Here is a 14,755-nt window from a genome sequence, read left to right as displayed (position 1 = left end):
GTGCTAGCGGGCTGACCGGCGCGACTGGCCGGTCGAACCCGTTGCCCCCGTGGTCCGCCCGCCGGGGGCGGGCCGCATGGCACCACCGGCCGGCGGCGGCCCGGCCATCGGCATGCTGGCCGCCGAGATGGCGGTTGTCGGGTGCGGTGGCAGGGCGAGCGGTCGCGTCGGGGTTGCCGACGGTGCCGTCTGGCGTGCCGAACCGGACACCGGCCCGCTGGCCGGGCAGCTACGAGCGGGGATGAGGCCGGGCGGGGTGGGGCAAGCTGCGGCAGCGGCCCGGCGGATGCTGGCGGGCAGGTCGGTATCGGTGCTGGCCGGGGTGGGCGACGTGGCGGCGCTCAGAGTGACCGTGGCGGCTGGGCTCAGCGGCGGTGCGGGCTGTGTGTCGCCGGTGTTCGGCGGTGATGGGTTCGACGCGCCGCACACCGCCGACTGCACGCGCCGCTGCAGATCGTCGGCGACACCGAGGCGCTGCGATACCGGCTCTACCGCCGGAAGGGCCGAACATGACTGGATCTCGACACTGCCTCCGAACACCAGGGGTCCCGCGGGGGTGCCGAGCCCATACCAGCGCACCCATAGCGGACGCGAGGTCACAGCGGCGGCGGAGTCGATGACGGCGGCAAGATCTTCTACGACGCCGGCGGGGTTGGAGACAGCGATCTCCAACTCACGAACGGCGTTGTCGGCGATCTCCACGCCGACGATGTCGGCGGGCGTCGAGGCGAGAAACTCGAGAATCGACGCCTGTTGCTCGGGCTGCAGCGGGAACGCGACGAGCATCCGTGGTGTGCGGCGCGAGGCCGATTCGGGGGAAACCGAGACCGTGGCGGTGACGCCCGCCGCCTGCACCGAGTCGAGGACGTCGACGGCATCGGCATCACCTCCGGTGATGGCCAGCTCATCGATCCCGGGGTCGTCACCGCGAAACCAGTCGATCGTGCCGTCGAGGTTCGCGGCCAGGGCGCGCAGGCGCACGCTGTCGTCGGCGACCTGGACGGGATCCAGACGAGAGTGCCTGCTGACGCTCGCCGGGCGGTTGGGTACGACCCAGAATTGGACGTTCTGCAGGTAATTTGCGATCAGCGGCACCCTGGTGGAGCGGATCCGGCCGGCGACCGCGGCGATCTCGGCCGCGGTTGCCGTCGAGACGTCGACCGAGATGTTGACGACGATGCCCTGGGCGTCACTGGTCTCGTGGTAGACCCAGGCGTCGGTGACGCCGGGCATCGACAGCAGGGAAGCCTGGATTTCGGAGGCGACGTGAGCGAGATTCTGCTGCGCCCCGCAGCCTGGCGCCACCGCCGCCACGCAAGCGGTCACGGCAAGGACCGAGGCGGTGCGCCGCAATCGGCGAACCCGGCGCCGCACCGGCGCCAGTGCACTCCGACTCACCGGGCCTCCAGCCAAATCCAGCGACCAGCACGTTCCGATGCGTGTGCTGGAACGCGCTGGTCAAACGCTGGTGGCTAATCTACTCGCGTATTGGCCGGACGATGCAGCGCCTCGCCGCGGCAACGCCGCGGCGCTGAGCACCCAGCGGCCGATGATCATGGCGGCCAGCCGCTCGGCCGAGCGTTCGGTGTCCACGGCCAGCGCTATCGCGGTGTGGCCCACCACGGCTTTTGTGCACAGTCGCTCCACCTCGTGCGCGATGTCGGCGATCGCGGGGGTGATGTCGGCCGTTCGGTGCTGGTGTGCGAGCGCGTTGCCGAGCAACGCGCTGGCCCAGCGGAACTCGTCGGTCCAGGTGTGTTCGTCCAGGAGCGGATCGAGCATGCTGAACGACGACGGCGGTGCACTCGACCAGCGCCGCGACCAGGGTGCGATCACGACCTCGTGGGCGCGCTCCAGGGCTGCCTCGTACAACCGGGCCTTGCCGGCGAAGTAGTAGTGCACGGCCGGGCGGGTGACGCCGGCGTCGTCGGCGACCTCCTGCAGCGTCGCCCCCTCGAAGCCTCGGCAGGCGAACACCCGCATCGCGGTGGCCACCAGTAGTCGCCGCCGCGCATCGCTGTCGGCGCCGGGCGGCCGGCCCATCGCCCGCTTCGGTTTGGCCCGTTGCGGTGCCGGGCGCAGGCCGGGTTTCTCCGGGGGCGGCTGATCCCGCGCAGCCGCCAGGGCGATTCTGGAAGCCACGGCGCCGCCCTTTCCTTCGCTGCTACCCCAGCGGGGGTGCAATCGACTGTTGGTGGCGACACTAAGACGCGAACTTGTGAGCCAGATTTGTGCCGCGTATCAATCTGATGACAGGCCACGTGGTGAACCTGTGGGCGGACGCGGGCATGCTGATGGCATGTGCCGAAATATCACCGAGCTGCGCGGCCTGGAGCCGGCGGCCACCCCGGCGGAGATCACCGCGGCCGCGCGCCAGTATGTGCGCAAGGTGAGCGGGATCACCAGACCGTCCGAACCTGCCGCTGCCGCATTCGAGGCCGCGGTCACCGAAGTCGCCGCCACCACGACACGGCTACTGGCCGCACTGCCGGCACGTCGCCAGCCACCGAGAACGATTCCGCCGCTGCGGCGCCCGGAAGTCCAGGCGCGGCTGTCGCGATGACCACCGCGCTCAAGGAGTGGAGCGCCGCGGTGCACGCACTGCTCGACGGCAGGCAGACGGTGCTGCTGCGCAAGGGCGGCATCGCCGAGAAGCGGTTCGCGGTGGCCGCGCAAGAGTTCCTATTGTTCCCGACGGTCGCACACAGCCACGCCGAGCGAGTTCGCCCCGAGCATCGCGACCTGCTCTCTGCGGCGGCGCCGGACAGCACCGACGAGCACGTCGTCATCCGTGCCGCAGCGAAAGTCGTTGCCGCCGTGGAAGTTCGCCAGGAACAGGGGCTGGCCGACATCGAGGACCTGCACATCTGGACCGCGGAGTCGGTTCGGTCCGACCGCCTGGACTTCCGGCCCCGCCACCGGCTCTGCGTCCTGGTGGTCTCGGCACTCCCGCTCACCGAGCCGGTGCAGCTGGGACGGGAACCGGGCTACGGCGGCTGCACGAGCTGGGTCGAGCTAGCTGCGTCGGGCGAACTGGGCGAGCCGGTTCACGATGCGGCGGCGCTGGCTGCCGTGGCCGATCGCGTTCGGCTGGCCGTCGGCTGACGGCGGACGGTCCGAGGCGGGCAGGATCAGCTTGGAAATTCCACCGGCGCCGTGGTGCACGGTGTGGGTGGACGCCACCATCCGCTGCCCGCTGACCACCGGCTCGCCGGTGCCGAGGTTGCGGGCATACCGGGGATGGGAGCCGCCGGCGACGAGGACCCGCAACCGGGTGCCCTCGGCGAAGCGGTGCGCGACGGCGTCGAGCTCGATACGCAACGGACCCGACGGTGCGTGGAACCGGCGGTATCCGTCGCTGACATTGCGGGAGCGTCCGCGCGAATCCAGCTCGCTGACCCGGACGAACACATCGAAGTGGGGGTTGTCGCAGGTGTGCGCGAGTTCGACCACCGGGCTGCCGAACACGAACAGGTCGGAATCCAACGGTCCGCTGGTGAAGGTGAGCACATCGGCTCGCTCGGCCAGCTCGGCGTCGTCCCGGTAGCCGCTCGCCTGCGACAACAACCGACCGCCGATGGTGGGGGTGGGATCGGCGGGGTCGTAGCGGAAGGTCGACGGCGGTCCCTCGGCCGGCGGGGGACCGGCGGCCAGCCCACCTCCCGGCTGCAGGTGCAGTAGGCCTTCACCGGTGGCCGGCGGCCAGTCCTGGACGTCGACCCAGCCGTGATGGGCGACGAACACCCGAACCGGGCTGCGCCGCGGTCGCGTGGGCACCTTGGCCAGGTGGGTGCCCAGCCAGCTCAGCGTCTCGGCGGCCGCGGCACCGCCCGCCTTGGTGATCATCTGGGCGTGTGTCCACGGCCCGATCGTCATCGCCACCGGCACACCGCGGTCCCGCAGATGCCGGTATTGCTGCAGCGTCTGATCGAGGAACAGATCCTGCCAGCCGCTGAGCAGCAGCACTGGAACCTCGCAGCGCTCCAACGCGGCCGTCATCCGCATGGGGTCCCAGAACGGGTCGTGGGCCTCGGGATGCTCGACCCACGACTCGTACCAGGCCGAGCCGGTGCCCAGCAGTCGCCGGCCCGCAGCACCGAGCGGCAATCCGCGGGTGCCTCGCTGGAGGCGGCGGGCGGAGCCTGCCTGGAACGCCAGCGTCCGCAGCCTGGGCAGCTCCTGGTGGGCCATCATGTCCGACCAGCCGAGGAAATCGCTGAGCGAGAACGAGCCGGTGCCCCAGGACGAGGTATGGAAGTCGTGCGGGCCGACGGTGATCACCGCGGCGGCCAGTTCCGGGGGCGGGTCAGCCAGCAGCGCCCATTGGGTGAACCCCAGGTACGACAAGCCGAGGGTGGCGAAAGAACCCGTGAACCACGGCTGTTCGCGCAACCACACCACGGTGTCGGCGGCGTCGTCGGCCTCGTGGACCATCGGCACGAATTCGCCACCGGAGCCGAAGGTTCCCCGCACGCTTTGCAGCAGCACGTGGTAGCCGCGCGCGGCGTAGAGCTGGGCGTACATCTGCGCGAACGGGAATCCGCGGCCGTAGGGGCACCGGACCAGTAGCGTGCCCAGCGGGCTCGCGGTCAGCGGCGCGTAGTGGCTGGCGCGCAACATCACTCCGTCGCGCATCGGGACGCCGACACCGCGGTGCACGGCGTAGTCGGTGGTCGGGGCCGAGAGTCGCAGCACACGGGACAGGACACGGTCGGTCAACGGTCTCATCCGGCTGTTCGGCACAACGGCCAGGATAGGGAGTGCCCGCTGCGCGGCGGATCGCGCACCGGCGTTCGTTGCTGGCCGCACGGTGTCCGCCGCCGGCGCGCGGCCCAGTAGGCTGGCGTGTTGTGGCCCCCACGCTCTGGGCGATCAGTGACCTGCACACGGGTCACACCGGCAACAAGCCGGTCACCGAATCGCTGTATCCCTCGACACCGGACGACTGGCTGATCGTCGCCGGTGACGTCGCCGAGCGCACCGACGACATCCGCTGGTCGCTGGATCTGTTGCGCCGCCGGTTCGCCAAGGTCATCTGGGTGCCGGGCAATCACGAGTTGTGGACCACCGGTAAGGACCCGGCGCAGGTGTTCGGTCGCGCTCGCTACGACTATCTGGTCACGATGTGCGACGAGATGGGCATCGTGAGCCCCGAGCATCCGTTCCCGGTGTGGACCGAGCAGGGCGGACCGGCCACGATCGTGCCGATGTTTCTGCTCTACGACTACACATTCCTGCCGCCGGGGGCGACCACCAAGGCCGAGGGGCTGGCCATCGCCCGGGAACGCAACGTGGTGGCCACCGACGAGTTCCTGCTCTCCAGTGAGCCCTATGCGACCCGCGACGCGTGGTGCCGGGACCGGCTGTCCTACACCAGGGCCCGTCTCGAAGAGCTGGACTGGATGACGCCGACGGTGTTGGTGAACCACTTCCCGCTGCGCCGCGAGCCGTGCGACGTGCTGTTCTTCCCGGAGTTTTCGCTGTGGTGCGGAACGGTCGAGACGGCCGACTGGCACACCCGCTACAACGCGCTGTGCTCGGTCTACGGCCACCTGCACATTCCGCGCACCACCTGGTACGACGGCGTGCGCTTCGAAGAGGTGTCGGTCGGCTATCCGCGGGAGTGGCGCCGGCGCAAGCCATATCGCTGGTTGCGCCAGATCCTGCCGGACCCGCAGTACGCGCCGGGATACCTCAACGACTTCGGCGGTCATTTCGTTATCACCCAGGAGATGAAGGAGCAGTCGGAGAAGTTGCGCGACCGGCTGCGCAGCCGGCGCGGATGAATGAGCTCATGCGGGTGGTGCTGCCCGACATCGACGGTCTGGTCTTCGCCGAGGCCTACGACGACCCGCCCGATCTGGTGCCGTTGCCAGAGGAGGAGCCGCTGATCGCCAGGTCGGTGGCCAAGCGGCGCAACGAGTTCGTCACCGTGCGGCACTGCGCGCGAGTGGCCATGCAGCAGCTGGGTGTGCCGCCGGTGCCGATCCTCAAGGGCGACAAGGGTGAACCCTGCTGGCCCGACGGCGTGGTGGGCAGCCTGACCCATTGCCAGGGCTACCGCGGCGCGGTGGTGGGCCGCAGCGCCGCGGTCCGCTCGGTCGGGATCGACGCCGAACCACATGGAGTCCTTCCCGGCGGGGTGCTCAACGCCGTCAGCCTGCCCGCCGAACGCTACGAGATCGGCGCGCTACCCGGTGGGCTGCATTGGGACCGAATCCTGTTCTGCGCCAAGGAAGCAACCTACAAGGCGTGGTTCCCGCTCACGCAACGCTGGCTGGGTTTCGAGGACGCGCACATCACCTTCGACGTCGACGCGACCGGGGTGGCGGGCACGTTCGTCTCGCGCATCCTCATCGACCCGGCGGCGCGGTCCGGTCCGCCGCTGACCGAGCTGGCCGGGCGCTGGTCGGTGGGCGGTGGTCTGGCGCTGACGGCGATCGTGCTGTGAGCGGTCAACTCGGCGGGCGGGACCGCAGCGACTCGGAGAGACAACCCGGCCCCCAACCCGGCATTGTCGTCGTCGACAAACCCGCGGGCATGACCAGCCACGACGTGGTGGGCCGCTGCCGGCGCATCTTCGGCACCCGCAAGGTGGGGCACGCCGGCACCTTGGACCCGATGGCCACCGGTGTCCTGGTGATCGGCATCGAGCGGGCCACCAAGATCCTCGGCCTGGTGACTGCCACGTCGAAATCGTATGCCGCGACTATCAGGCTAGGTCGGTCTACCACCACCGACGACGCCGAAGGTGATGTGCTGGAAGATGTTTCGGCCGAGTCCGTCACCGATGACCAGATCGAGGCCGGCGTCGCCGACCTGCGCGGCGAGATCTCGCAGCGGCCGTCCTCGGTAAGCGCGATCAAGATCGACGGCAAGCGCGCCTACCAGTTGGCGCGCGAGGGCCAGGAGGTGCGGCTGGCCGAACGCAGCGTGCGGATCGACCGGTTCGACGTGGTGGCCGTCCGGCGGGCTCCGGATGGAGGCGACCGTGTCATCGATGTCGACGTCGAGGTCGACTGCTCCTCGGGCACCTACATCCGGGCGCTGGCCCGCGACCTCGGCGCGGCGCTCGGCGTCGGTGGCCACCTGACCGCGCTGCGCCGGACCCGGGTCGGCGGCTACGGCCTCGACCATGCCCGCTCGCTCGAGGAACTGGCCGAGGCGCCCCGGCTCAGCTACACCCTCGATGACGCGTGCCTGTTGGCGTTCCCGCGCCGCGACATCACCGCCGAGCAGGCCGTCGACGCAGGCCACGGCCGTCCGTTGACGGCGGCAGTCATCGAAGGTGTCTATGCCGCGACGGACCCCGACGGACGGGTGATCGCCCTGCTGGAGGACAACGGCGCCCGGACGAAGTCGGTGGTGGTGATCCGGCCGGCCACGCTGTAGCGGGCGCGGCTCACCGGATGGTGTGCACCTGCACCCCGGCTGCCGGGATACGTTCCAGCTCTTCGGAATCGGCGCTCGAATCCGTTACCAGATCGTCGATCTGGTCCAGGCCGACGATCCGGGCGAAGGTCACCTTGCCGACCTTGGATCCGTCGACGGCGACGATCACCCGAGCGGCGTTGATAGCCATCGCCTTGGCTGCGCGGCCCTCGGTCTCGTCGTAGGTCGTCGCGCCGCTGGTCACCGACAACCCGTCCACACCGAGGATCGCGGTTCCCACGGTGATGGACTGAAAAGCGTGCTCGCACAGCGGTCCGACGGCTTCCATCGAGTTAGCGCGGACGTATTCACCGGTGATGAACACCTTGAGGTTTGCGTCCACCGCGCAATCGCCGGCGGTGTCCGCGAATTGGTCGGCCTGGTCGAAACCACACGCAGCGCAGTAGGTTTCCCCGACGACACGCCAGTGCCGCTGTCGTATTCGGGCGGCATGTTCTCTGATCCGGGCTACCTCGACCGGTTCGACGCCTGTCTGCGGCAGCTGCCCACCCGTTACGACCTGCGTCGGCCGGTCCTCGACCCGGCCCTGGGGCCGCGCTGTACGCGGCGAAGAGGCACCACCACCCACTGGCGCCGGCCGCGCTGGCCGCACTGACCCGCAGCCGCTCCTGACACAAGGGGTTTCACGATGGCCTCGACATCGGCCAGGGACGATCTACCGCAGCTGGGCGTTGACCGGCGTCTGAGTCTAAGACGCGACGACCCAGATTGCCTGTGCGGCTGGGCTTCCCAACTCGATGGTGCTTTGCGTGCCGTCGATCGATGCCACTGATACCGAGATCACGCCGGCGAAGTCGCGCCGCGCCAGCACCTGCAGCTGCGAATCCAGGCTGATGCCAACGGTGTCGAAGTAGCGCAGCATCTCCGGGTCTGCGTCGGAGATCCGCGCCACCGTGCCCAGGTCGCCGTCGGCGCAGGCCGACAACTGCCGCGCCGGGGGGGTGGGAACGCGGCCGTCGGCGGTCGGGATTGGGTCGCCGTGCGGGTCCCTCGTGGGGTAACCCAGCTTGGCGTCGATCCGGTCGAGCATCATGTCGCTGACCGCGTGCTCGAGGATCTCCGCCTCGTCGTGCACCTCGTCCCAGCTGTAGCCGAGTTCGCCGACGAGGAACGTCTCGAGCAGCCGGTGCCGGCGGACCACGGCCAGCGCGGCGTGCCGGCCGGACTCGGTCAGCGTCACCGCGCCGTACTTCTCGTGGTGCACCAGACCCTGATCGGCGAGTTTGCGGATCGACTCCGAGGCCGTGCTGGCCGACACGCCGATGCGCTCGGCGAGCAGCTTGGTGCTCACTTTGTCGTGCGACCACTCCTGGGCGGTCCAGATCGTTTTGAGGTAGTCCTGGGCGACCGTGGTCAGGTCCCCTACCTCGGGGGTGGGGGTGCCGTCAGGACTCACACCCCGAAGTTTAGGCAATCATTCCCTGATCTGGGGATCTAGCCTGTCCGACCGAGGTGGCGCGCCGTAGGCTAGGCGTCGTGGAGCGGTGGCGGGGACAGGACGACATCCCCTCTGACTGGGGTCGGTGTGTGCTGACCATCGGGGTATTCGACGGCGTGCACCGGGGGCACGCCGAACTCATCGCGCGCGCGGTCAAGGCTGCCCGGTCGCGTGGGGTGCCCACGGTGCTGATGACGTTCGACCCCCACCCGATGGAAGTCGTGTTCCCCGGTAGCCATCCCGCCCAGCTGACCACGCTGGCACGCCGGGCGGAGCTGGCCGAGGAACTCGGCATCGACGTCTTCCTGGTGATGCCGTTCACTGCGGACTTCATGAAGCTCACCCCCGACCGCTACATCCACGAGCTGCTGGTCGAGCGGCTGCACGTCGTCGAGGTGATCGTCGGCGAGAACTTCACCTTCGGCAAGAAGGCGGCCGGCAACGTCGACACCCTGCGCAAGGCCGGCGACCGGCTCGGGTTTTCCGTCGAGAGCCTGTCGCTGGTTGCCGAGCACCACAGCAGCGAGACGGTGACCTTCTCCTCGACCTACATCCGGTCCTGTGTCGACGCCGGCGACGTCGTGGCCGCCGCCGAGGCGCTGGGGCGTCCGCACCGGGTCGAAGGCGTCGTGGTGCGCGGTGACGGGCGAGGCCGGGTACTGGGCTTCCCGACCGCCAACGTCGCACCGCCGATGTACTCGGCGATTCCCGCCGACGGTGTCTATGCCGCCTGGTTCACGGTGCTCGGTCACGGCCCGGTGACCGGCTCGGTGATTCCGGGGGAGCGCTACCAGGCTGCCGTGTCGGTCGGCACTAACCCGACGTTCTCCGGCCGCACCCGCACGGTCGAGGCGTTCGTCCTGGACACCGCCGCCGACCTCTACGGCCAGCACGTGGCGGTCGACTTCGTCGCCCGGTTGCGCGGGCAGCTCAAGTTCGACTCGGTCGACGACCTCGTGGTAGCCATGGGCAAGGACACCGACCGGGCCCGCGCGATCCTCTCGGCGCAGGGCTGACCGTTCTCAGGACGCCAGCAGCGCGTCGATCTGGTTGATCGCCGACGACGGTGACGACGTTCTCCGAGACCGGCAGGTCGGGGTTCGGGTTGAAGTCCGCATCGGCGAACCCGTCGAGGAACGCGAAGCTGCGGGGCTCGTCGACGGCGGTGATGGTCAGGGTGAGCGTCGGTGGCGATGAGTGCGTCGATCCGTGCGATGCGGCCGCGCCAGATCTGCTCCAGTTCGCCGAGCATGGACGCCACCGATCGCACGGCCGTGACGCCGCCGCTGGCCAACTGCTCGCGCCCACTTCGCCGCCTGGTCAGCAGCCCGGCCTTCTCCAGGACGGCGACGTGCTTCGGTACTGCGGCGAAGCTCATGTCGTAGGCGAGTGCGAGCGTGGAGACCGAGTGCTCGCCGGCCAGCGTCCGACGCATGATGGCGCGCCGGGTCCGGTCGGCGAGGGCGTGGAACAGGGCGTCCGCGCGGTCTTCCTAGTCCACGGTCACGCCATCAACATGCAATCAATCGGTTGAATGTTGTCAAGGAGTGGCCCGCTCGGCGATTTCGGGGGAGCCTGCGACCGCTGATACACTCGCCCCTCGGTAAGGCGTGTGCTGCAGTCCGCGGCGGCCACGTACACGATTTTTCGCGGCACCGATGTGATGGAGATGTTTTCGTGGCGCTGACCGCCGAGCAGAAGAAAGAAATCCTGGGCTCCTACGGCCTGCACGAGACCGACACCGGTTCGCCGGAGGCGCAGGTTGCCCTGCTGACCAAGCGGATCTCGGATCTCACCGAGCACCTCAAGCAGCACAAGCACGACCACCACTCGCGGCGCGGCCTGCTGCTGCTGGTCGGTCGCCGTCGTCGGCTGCTCAAGTACGTCGCCGACGTCGACGTCGCGCGCTACCGCTCGCTGATCGAGCGCCTGGGTCTGCGTCGCTGAGTGCGTCCTGCCCCGGTGTAACATAGGGGCGTTACGGGTCGGTTTCCGGCTCGAACATCGGGTGCGGGTCACGCACATCCGCGTGTCCCGTTCCCGCGTGTCATAGCGAAGCTTCCCTGATCGGGCGGTCTTCGGTAGTGGCTGCCGGGCCCCACGTTCGGGGATTGCCCGGCCGCTTCGATCGACGGCCGTAGCCGTATCCAGGCCCGGGCCTCGTCGTTCTCAGGGCTACCTGAGTTCATCTGTGACAACGCGAAACAGCTGAATTCAGAAAGGCCGAACGGACGTATATGTCTGTAGCTGAAATCGACGAAGGCGTGTTCGAAGCGACCGCCGTCATTGACAACGGGAGCTTCGGCACCCGCACCATCCGTTTCGAGACCGGCCGGCTGGCCCAGCAGGCCGCGGGCGCCGTCGTCGCCTACCTCGATGACGAGACCATGCTCCTGTCGGCCACCACCGCCAGCAAGGCCCCCAAGGAGCACTTCGACTTCTTCCCGCTGACCATCGACGTCGAGGAGCGGATGTACGCCGCGGGGCGTATCCCCGGCTCGTTCTTCCGCCGCGAGGGCCGCCCCTCCACCGACGCGATCCTGACCTGCCGCCTCATCGACCGGCCGTTGCGTCCGTCGTTCGTCTCGGGCCTGCGCAACGAGATCCAGGTCGTGGTGACCATCCTGAGCTTGGATCCCAAGGATCTCTACGACGTCCTGGCGATCAATGCCGCGTCGGCGTCCACCCAGATCTCCGGCCTGCCGTTCTCCGGCCCGGTCGGCGGCGTGCGCGTCGCCCTCATTGAGGGCCAGTGGGTCGCGTTCCCGACCGTCGAGCAGCTCGAGACGGCCGTGTTCGACATGGTCGTCGCGGGCCGCGTGGTCGGCGACGGCGACCAGAAAGACGTCGCGATCATGATGGTCGAGGCTGAAGCGACCGAGAAGGTCATCGACCTGATCGCCGGCGGCGCCCAGGCGCCGACCGAGGCCGTCGTGGCCGAGGGCCTGGAGGCCGCCAAGCCGTTCATCGCGACGCTGTGCGCCGCGCAGAGTGAGCTGGCCAGCCGCGCCGCCAAGGAGACCGCCGACTACCCGGTGTTTCCGGACTACGCCGAGGACGCCTACGCCGCTGTCGAGCACGCCGCCAAGGACTCGCTGGCGCAGGCGCTGACCATCGCCGGCAAGCAGGAGCGCGACGACCGCACCAACGAGATCAAGGCCGAGGTGCTCGGCCAGCTGGGCGAGGCCTTCGCCGGGCGTGAGAAGGAGATCGGCGCGGCGTTCCGCTCGCTGACCAAAAAGCTTGTCCGCCAGCGCATCCTGACCGACCACTTCCGCATCGACGGTCGCGGCATCACCGACATCCGGGCGCTGTCCGCCGAGGTCGCCGTGATCCCGCGGGCGCACGGCAGCGCGCTGTTCGAGCGTGGCGAGACCCAGATCCTGGGCGTCACCACCCTCGACATGGTCAAGATGGCCCAGCAGATCGACTCGCTGGGCCCGGAGACCTCCAAGCGCTACATGCACCACTACAACTTCCCGCCGTATTCGACCGGTGAGACCGGCCGCGTCGGTTCGCCCAAGCGCCGCGAGATCGGTCACGGCGCGCTCGCCGAGCGGGCCCTGATGCCGGTGCTGCCGAGCGTCGAGGAGTTCCCGTACGCGATCCGTCAGGTGTCGGAGGCGTTGGGCTCCAACGGTTCGACCTCGATGGGCTCGGTGTGTGCCTCCACCCTGGCGCTGCTGAACGCCGGTGTGCCGCTCAAGGCCCCGGTCGCCGGTATCGCGATGGGTCTGGTCTCCGACCAGATCGACGGGGAAACCCGCTACGTCGCACTGACCGACATCCTCGGCGCCGAGGACGCTTTCGGCGACATGGACTTCAAGGTCGCTGGCACCAAGGACTTCGTCACCGCTCTGCAGCTGGACACCAAGCTCGACGGCATCCCCTCCCAGGTTCTCGCCGGCGCGCTGTCGCAGGCCAAGGACGCCCGGCTGACGATCCTCGAGGTCATGGCCGAGGCCATCGACGCGCCCGACGAGATGAGCCCCTACGCTCCTCGCGTCACCGCGATCAAGATCCCGGTGGACAAGATCGGTGAGGTCATCGGGCCCAAGGGCAAGATGATCAACTCGATCACCGAGCAGACCGGTGCCTCGATCTCGATCGAGGACGACGGCACGGTGTTCGTCGGCGCCACCGACGGCCCGTCGGCGCAGGCGGCGATCGACATGATCAACGCGATCGCCAACCCGCAGCTGCCCAAGGCGGGCGAGCGGTTCCTCGGAACGGTGGTGAAAACCACTGACTTTGGAGCATTCGTCTCGCTGCTGCCGGGTCGCGACGGCTTGGTGCACATTTCGAAGCTGGGTCGGGGCAAGCGGATCGCCAAGGTCGAGGACGTCGTCAAGCTCGGTGACAAGCTCCGGGTGGAGATCGCCGACATCGACAACCGCGGCAAGATCTCGCTGGTGCTCGTCGACGAAGAAGGCGCTGCCGCTGCTCCCGAGGAAGATGCACCGGCTCCTGCCGATGCCGATGCCGCGACCGCCAGCAGCTAGTCCTTCCGGCGGGCGGGAGCGAAGCGCCCCGGGCACGAATTCAGCACCGCTTCGCCGCGGCCGGCGCGCCTCTGAGGCGCCGGCCGCGGTGCGGCGCACCGTGCTTCCCGGCGGGCTTCGCGTCGTTACCGAGCACGTTCCGTCGGTGCGGTCGGCGTCGGTCGGGGTTTGGGTCAATGTCGGGTCCCGCGACGAGGGGCCGACCGTGGCCGGAGCCGCGCACTTCTTGGAACATCTGTTGTTCAAGGCGACTCCGACGCGCACCGCGGTGGACATCGCGCAGTCGGTCGACGCCGTCGGCGGCGAACTGAATGCGTTCACCGCCAAGGAGCACACCTGCTATTACGCCCACGTGCTCGATGAGGACCTCGAGCTGGCGGTGGACCTCGTCGCCGACGTGGTGCTCAACGGCGTGTGCGCGGGTACTGATGTCGAACTCGAACGCGACGTCGTGCTCGAAGAGATCGCGATGCGCGACGACGATCCCGAGGATGCCCTCGGCGATGTCTTCCTGACCGCGATGTTCGGCGATCATCCGGTGGGGCGCCCGGTGATCGGCAGTGTCGACTCGGTGTCGGGGATGACCCGTTCCCAGCTGCACTCCTTCCACGTCCGCCGCTACGTCCCCGAGCGCATGGTCGTGGCCGTCGCCGGCAACATCGACCATGACGAGGTAGTCGCCCTGGTCCGTCAGTACTTCGGCCGGCACCTGGTCAAGGGTCGCAAGCCGCTGCCGCCGCGTAAGGGCGCCGGGCGACTTGCCGGCCAGCCCGGCCTGGTGCTGATCAACCGTGACGCCGAGCAAACCCACTTGTGTCTGGGAGTGCGCGTCCCCGGCCGGCACTGGCCAAACCGCTGGGCATTGTCCGTGCTGAACACCGCACTGGGCGGTGGCCTGAGTTCGCGTCTGTTCCAACAGATTCGGGAAAGCCGCGGGCTGGCCTACTCGGTGTATTCGGCGGTTGACACGTTCTCCGACAGCGGGGCGTTGTCGGTGTATGCGGCCTGCTTGCCGGAGCGCTTCGATGAGGTGGTGCGGTTGACCACCGAGGTTCTCGCCGACGTGGCCCGCGACGGCATCACCGAAGACGAATGCCGCATCGCCAAGGGTTCGATGCGCGGCGGTTTGGTGCTCGGGCTCGAGGACTCCTCGTCGCGGATGAATCGCATCGGCCGCAGCGAGCTGAACTACGGCGAATACCGCAGCATCAGCAGCACTCTGCAGCGGATCGACGACGTCACCCTCGAGGACGTCAACGCCGTCGCCCGACAGGTGTTGTCCAAGCCGTTCGGCGCTGCGGTGCTCGGCCCGCATCGAACGAAACGGTCACTGCCGCAGCCACTTCGGAGTATTAGGAGCTAG

General features: G+C 68.8%; 15 protein-coding genes and 2 pseudogenes. 10 read left to right on the top strand and 7 right to left on the bottom strand.

Going from position 1 to position 14,755, the window contains the following annotated elements; genetic code table 11:
• Nucleotides 1–3: 3 nt before the first annotated feature.
• Both ACXDF8_RS10280 and ACXDF8_RS10275 read right to left on the bottom strand, forming a co-directional pair.
• Complete coding sequence (locus ACXDF8_RS10280) at nt 4–1,398, bottom strand: hypothetical protein (protein ID WP_457223146.1); 1,395 nt, start codon at nt 1,396–1,398, stop codon at nt 4–6.
• Nucleotides 1,399–1,458: 60 nt separating this feature from the next.
• Nucleotides 1,459–2,142: a TetR/AcrR family transcriptional regulator gene (locus tag ACXDF8_RS10275; protein WP_457223145.1), complete on the bottom strand. Its 684-nt coding sequence runs from the start codon at nt 2,140–2,142 to the stop codon at nt 1,459–1,461.
• Between the two features lie 157 nt (nt 2,143–2,299).
• On the opposite strand from ACXDF8_RS10275, the gene ACXDF8_RS10270 reads away from it, so the two are divergent.
• Both ACXDF8_RS10270 and ACXDF8_RS10265 read left to right on the top strand, forming a co-directional pair.
• Nucleotides 2,300–2,563 carry a DUF2277 domain-containing protein gene (locus ACXDF8_RS10270; RefSeq protein ID WP_457223144.1) on the top strand — a complete coding sequence of 88 codons (264 nt, stop codon included), beginning with the start codon at nt 2,300–2,302 and terminating at the stop codon, nt 2,561–2,563.
• On the top strand, nt 2,560–3,105 hold the full coding sequence (locus ACXDF8_RS10265) for a DUF1802 family protein (RefSeq protein ID WP_457223143.1): 546 nt from the start codon (nt 2,560–2,562) through the stop codon (nt 3,103–3,105). Before ACXDF8_RS10270 ends, ACXDF8_RS10265 begins: the two co-directional genes overlap by 4 nt.
• Here ACXDF8_RS10265 and ACXDF8_RS10260 read toward each other — a convergent pair.
• Complete coding sequence (locus ACXDF8_RS10260) at nt 3,016–4,728, bottom strand: CocE/NonD family hydrolase (protein ID WP_457223362.1); 1,713 nt, start codon at nt 4,726–4,728, stop codon at nt 3,016–3,018. The genes ACXDF8_RS10265 and ACXDF8_RS10260 overlap by 90 nt on opposite strands.
• 122 nt (nt 4,729–4,850) lie before the next feature.
• On the opposite strand from ACXDF8_RS10260, the gene ACXDF8_RS10255 reads away from it, so the two are divergent.
• The 3 genes from ACXDF8_RS10255 to truB are packed head-to-tail and all read left to right on the top strand — an operon-like array spanning nt 4,851 to nt 7,392.
• A complete protein-coding gene (locus ACXDF8_RS10255; RefSeq protein ID WP_457223142.1) occupies nt 4,851–5,786 on the top strand; it encodes an ACP phosphodiesterase PptH in 936 nt (311 codons plus the stop codon).
• Nucleotides 5,783–6,451 (top strand): 4'-phosphopantetheinyl transferase PptT, encoded by a 669-nt coding sequence (gene pptT / locus ACXDF8_RS10250; protein WP_457223141.1) that lies wholly within the window; start codon nt 5,783–5,785, stop codon nt 6,449–6,451. The genes ACXDF8_RS10255 and pptT overlap by 4 nt, the downstream gene beginning before the upstream one ends.
• On the top strand, nt 6,448–7,392 hold the full coding sequence (truB, locus tag ACXDF8_RS10245) for a tRNA pseudouridine(55) synthase TruB (RefSeq protein ID WP_457223140.1): 945 nt from the start codon (nt 6,448–6,450) through the stop codon (nt 7,390–7,392). The genes pptT and truB overlap by 4 nt, the downstream gene beginning before the upstream one ends.
• A 10-nt stretch (nt 7,393–7,402) precedes the next feature.
• Here the strand turns inward: truB and ACXDF8_RS10240 are convergent, their stop codons facing one another.
• On the bottom strand, nt 7,403–7,774 hold the full coding sequence (locus ACXDF8_RS10240) for a DeoR/GlpR family DNA-binding transcription regulator (RefSeq protein WP_457223139.1): 372 nt from the start codon (nt 7,772–7,774) through the stop codon (nt 7,403–7,405).
• A gap of 84 nt (nt 7,775–7,858) precedes the next feature.
• On the opposite strand from ACXDF8_RS10240, the gene ACXDF8_RS10235 reads away from it, so the two are divergent.
• Nucleotides 7,859–8,047, top strand: a complete 189-nt coding sequence (locus ACXDF8_RS10235) for a hypothetical protein (protein WP_457223138.1) — start codon at nt 7,859–7,861, stop codon at nt 8,045–8,047.
• 93 nt (nt 8,048–8,140) lie between these two features.
• On the opposite strand, the gene mntR is transcribed toward ACXDF8_RS10235, so the two are convergent.
• Nucleotides 8,141–8,848, bottom strand: a complete 708-nt coding sequence (mntR, locus tag ACXDF8_RS10230; RefSeq protein ID WP_457223137.1) for a manganese-binding transcriptional regulator MntR — start codon at nt 8,846–8,848, stop codon at nt 8,141–8,143.
• Nucleotides 8,849–8,928: 80 nt separating this feature from the next.
• Here mntR and ACXDF8_RS10225 point away from each other — a divergent pair, with 80 nt between their 5' ends.
• Nucleotides 8,929–9,906 (top strand): bifunctional riboflavin kinase/FAD synthetase, encoded by a 978-nt coding sequence (locus tag ACXDF8_RS10225; RefSeq protein WP_457223136.1) that lies wholly within the window; start codon nt 8,929–8,931, stop codon nt 9,904–9,906.
• A 10-nt stretch (nt 9,907–9,916) separates the two neighbouring features.
• On the opposite strand, the pseudogene ACXDF8_RS10220 reads toward ACXDF8_RS10225, so the two are convergent.
• Nucleotides 9,917–10,060, bottom strand: a pseudogene (locus ACXDF8_RS10220) (SRPBCC family protein); the annotation flags it as partial.
• Between the two features lie 10 nt (nt 10,061–10,070).
• A pseudogene (locus tag ACXDF8_RS10215) lies at nt 10,071–10,364 on the bottom strand (ArsR/SmtB family transcription factor); the annotation flags it as partial.
• Between the two features lie 203 nt (nt 10,365–10,567).
• Between ACXDF8_RS10215 and rpsO the strand changes: the two are divergent.
• The 3 genes from rpsO (at nt 10,568) to ACXDF8_RS10200 (ending at nt 14,755) form a co-directional block, all read left to right on the top strand.
• Complete coding sequence (gene rpsO / locus ACXDF8_RS10210; protein WP_059020502.1) at nt 10,568–10,837, top strand: 30S ribosomal protein S15; 270 nt, start codon at nt 10,568–10,570, stop codon at nt 10,835–10,837.
• Between the two features lie 290 nt (nt 10,838–11,127).
• Nucleotides 11,128–13,392, top strand: coding sequence for a polyribonucleotide nucleotidyltransferase (locus ACXDF8_RS10205; RefSeq protein WP_457223135.1), 2,265 nt, complete (start codon nt 11,128–11,130; stop codon nt 13,390–13,392).
• The gene (locus ACXDF8_RS10200; RefSeq protein ID WP_457223134.1) at nt 13,346–14,755 is read left to right on the top strand and encodes a M16 family metallopeptidase; all 1,410 of its coding nucleotides are present in this window, start codon (nt 13,346–13,348) and stop codon (nt 14,753–14,755) included. Before ACXDF8_RS10205 ends, ACXDF8_RS10200 begins: the two co-directional genes overlap by 47 nt.

This window comes from Mycolicibacterium sp. CBM1, from assembly GCF_054073305.1.
Note: the sequence above shows the minus strand (reverse complement) of the source record. Positions and strands in the feature narration are given on the sequence as shown.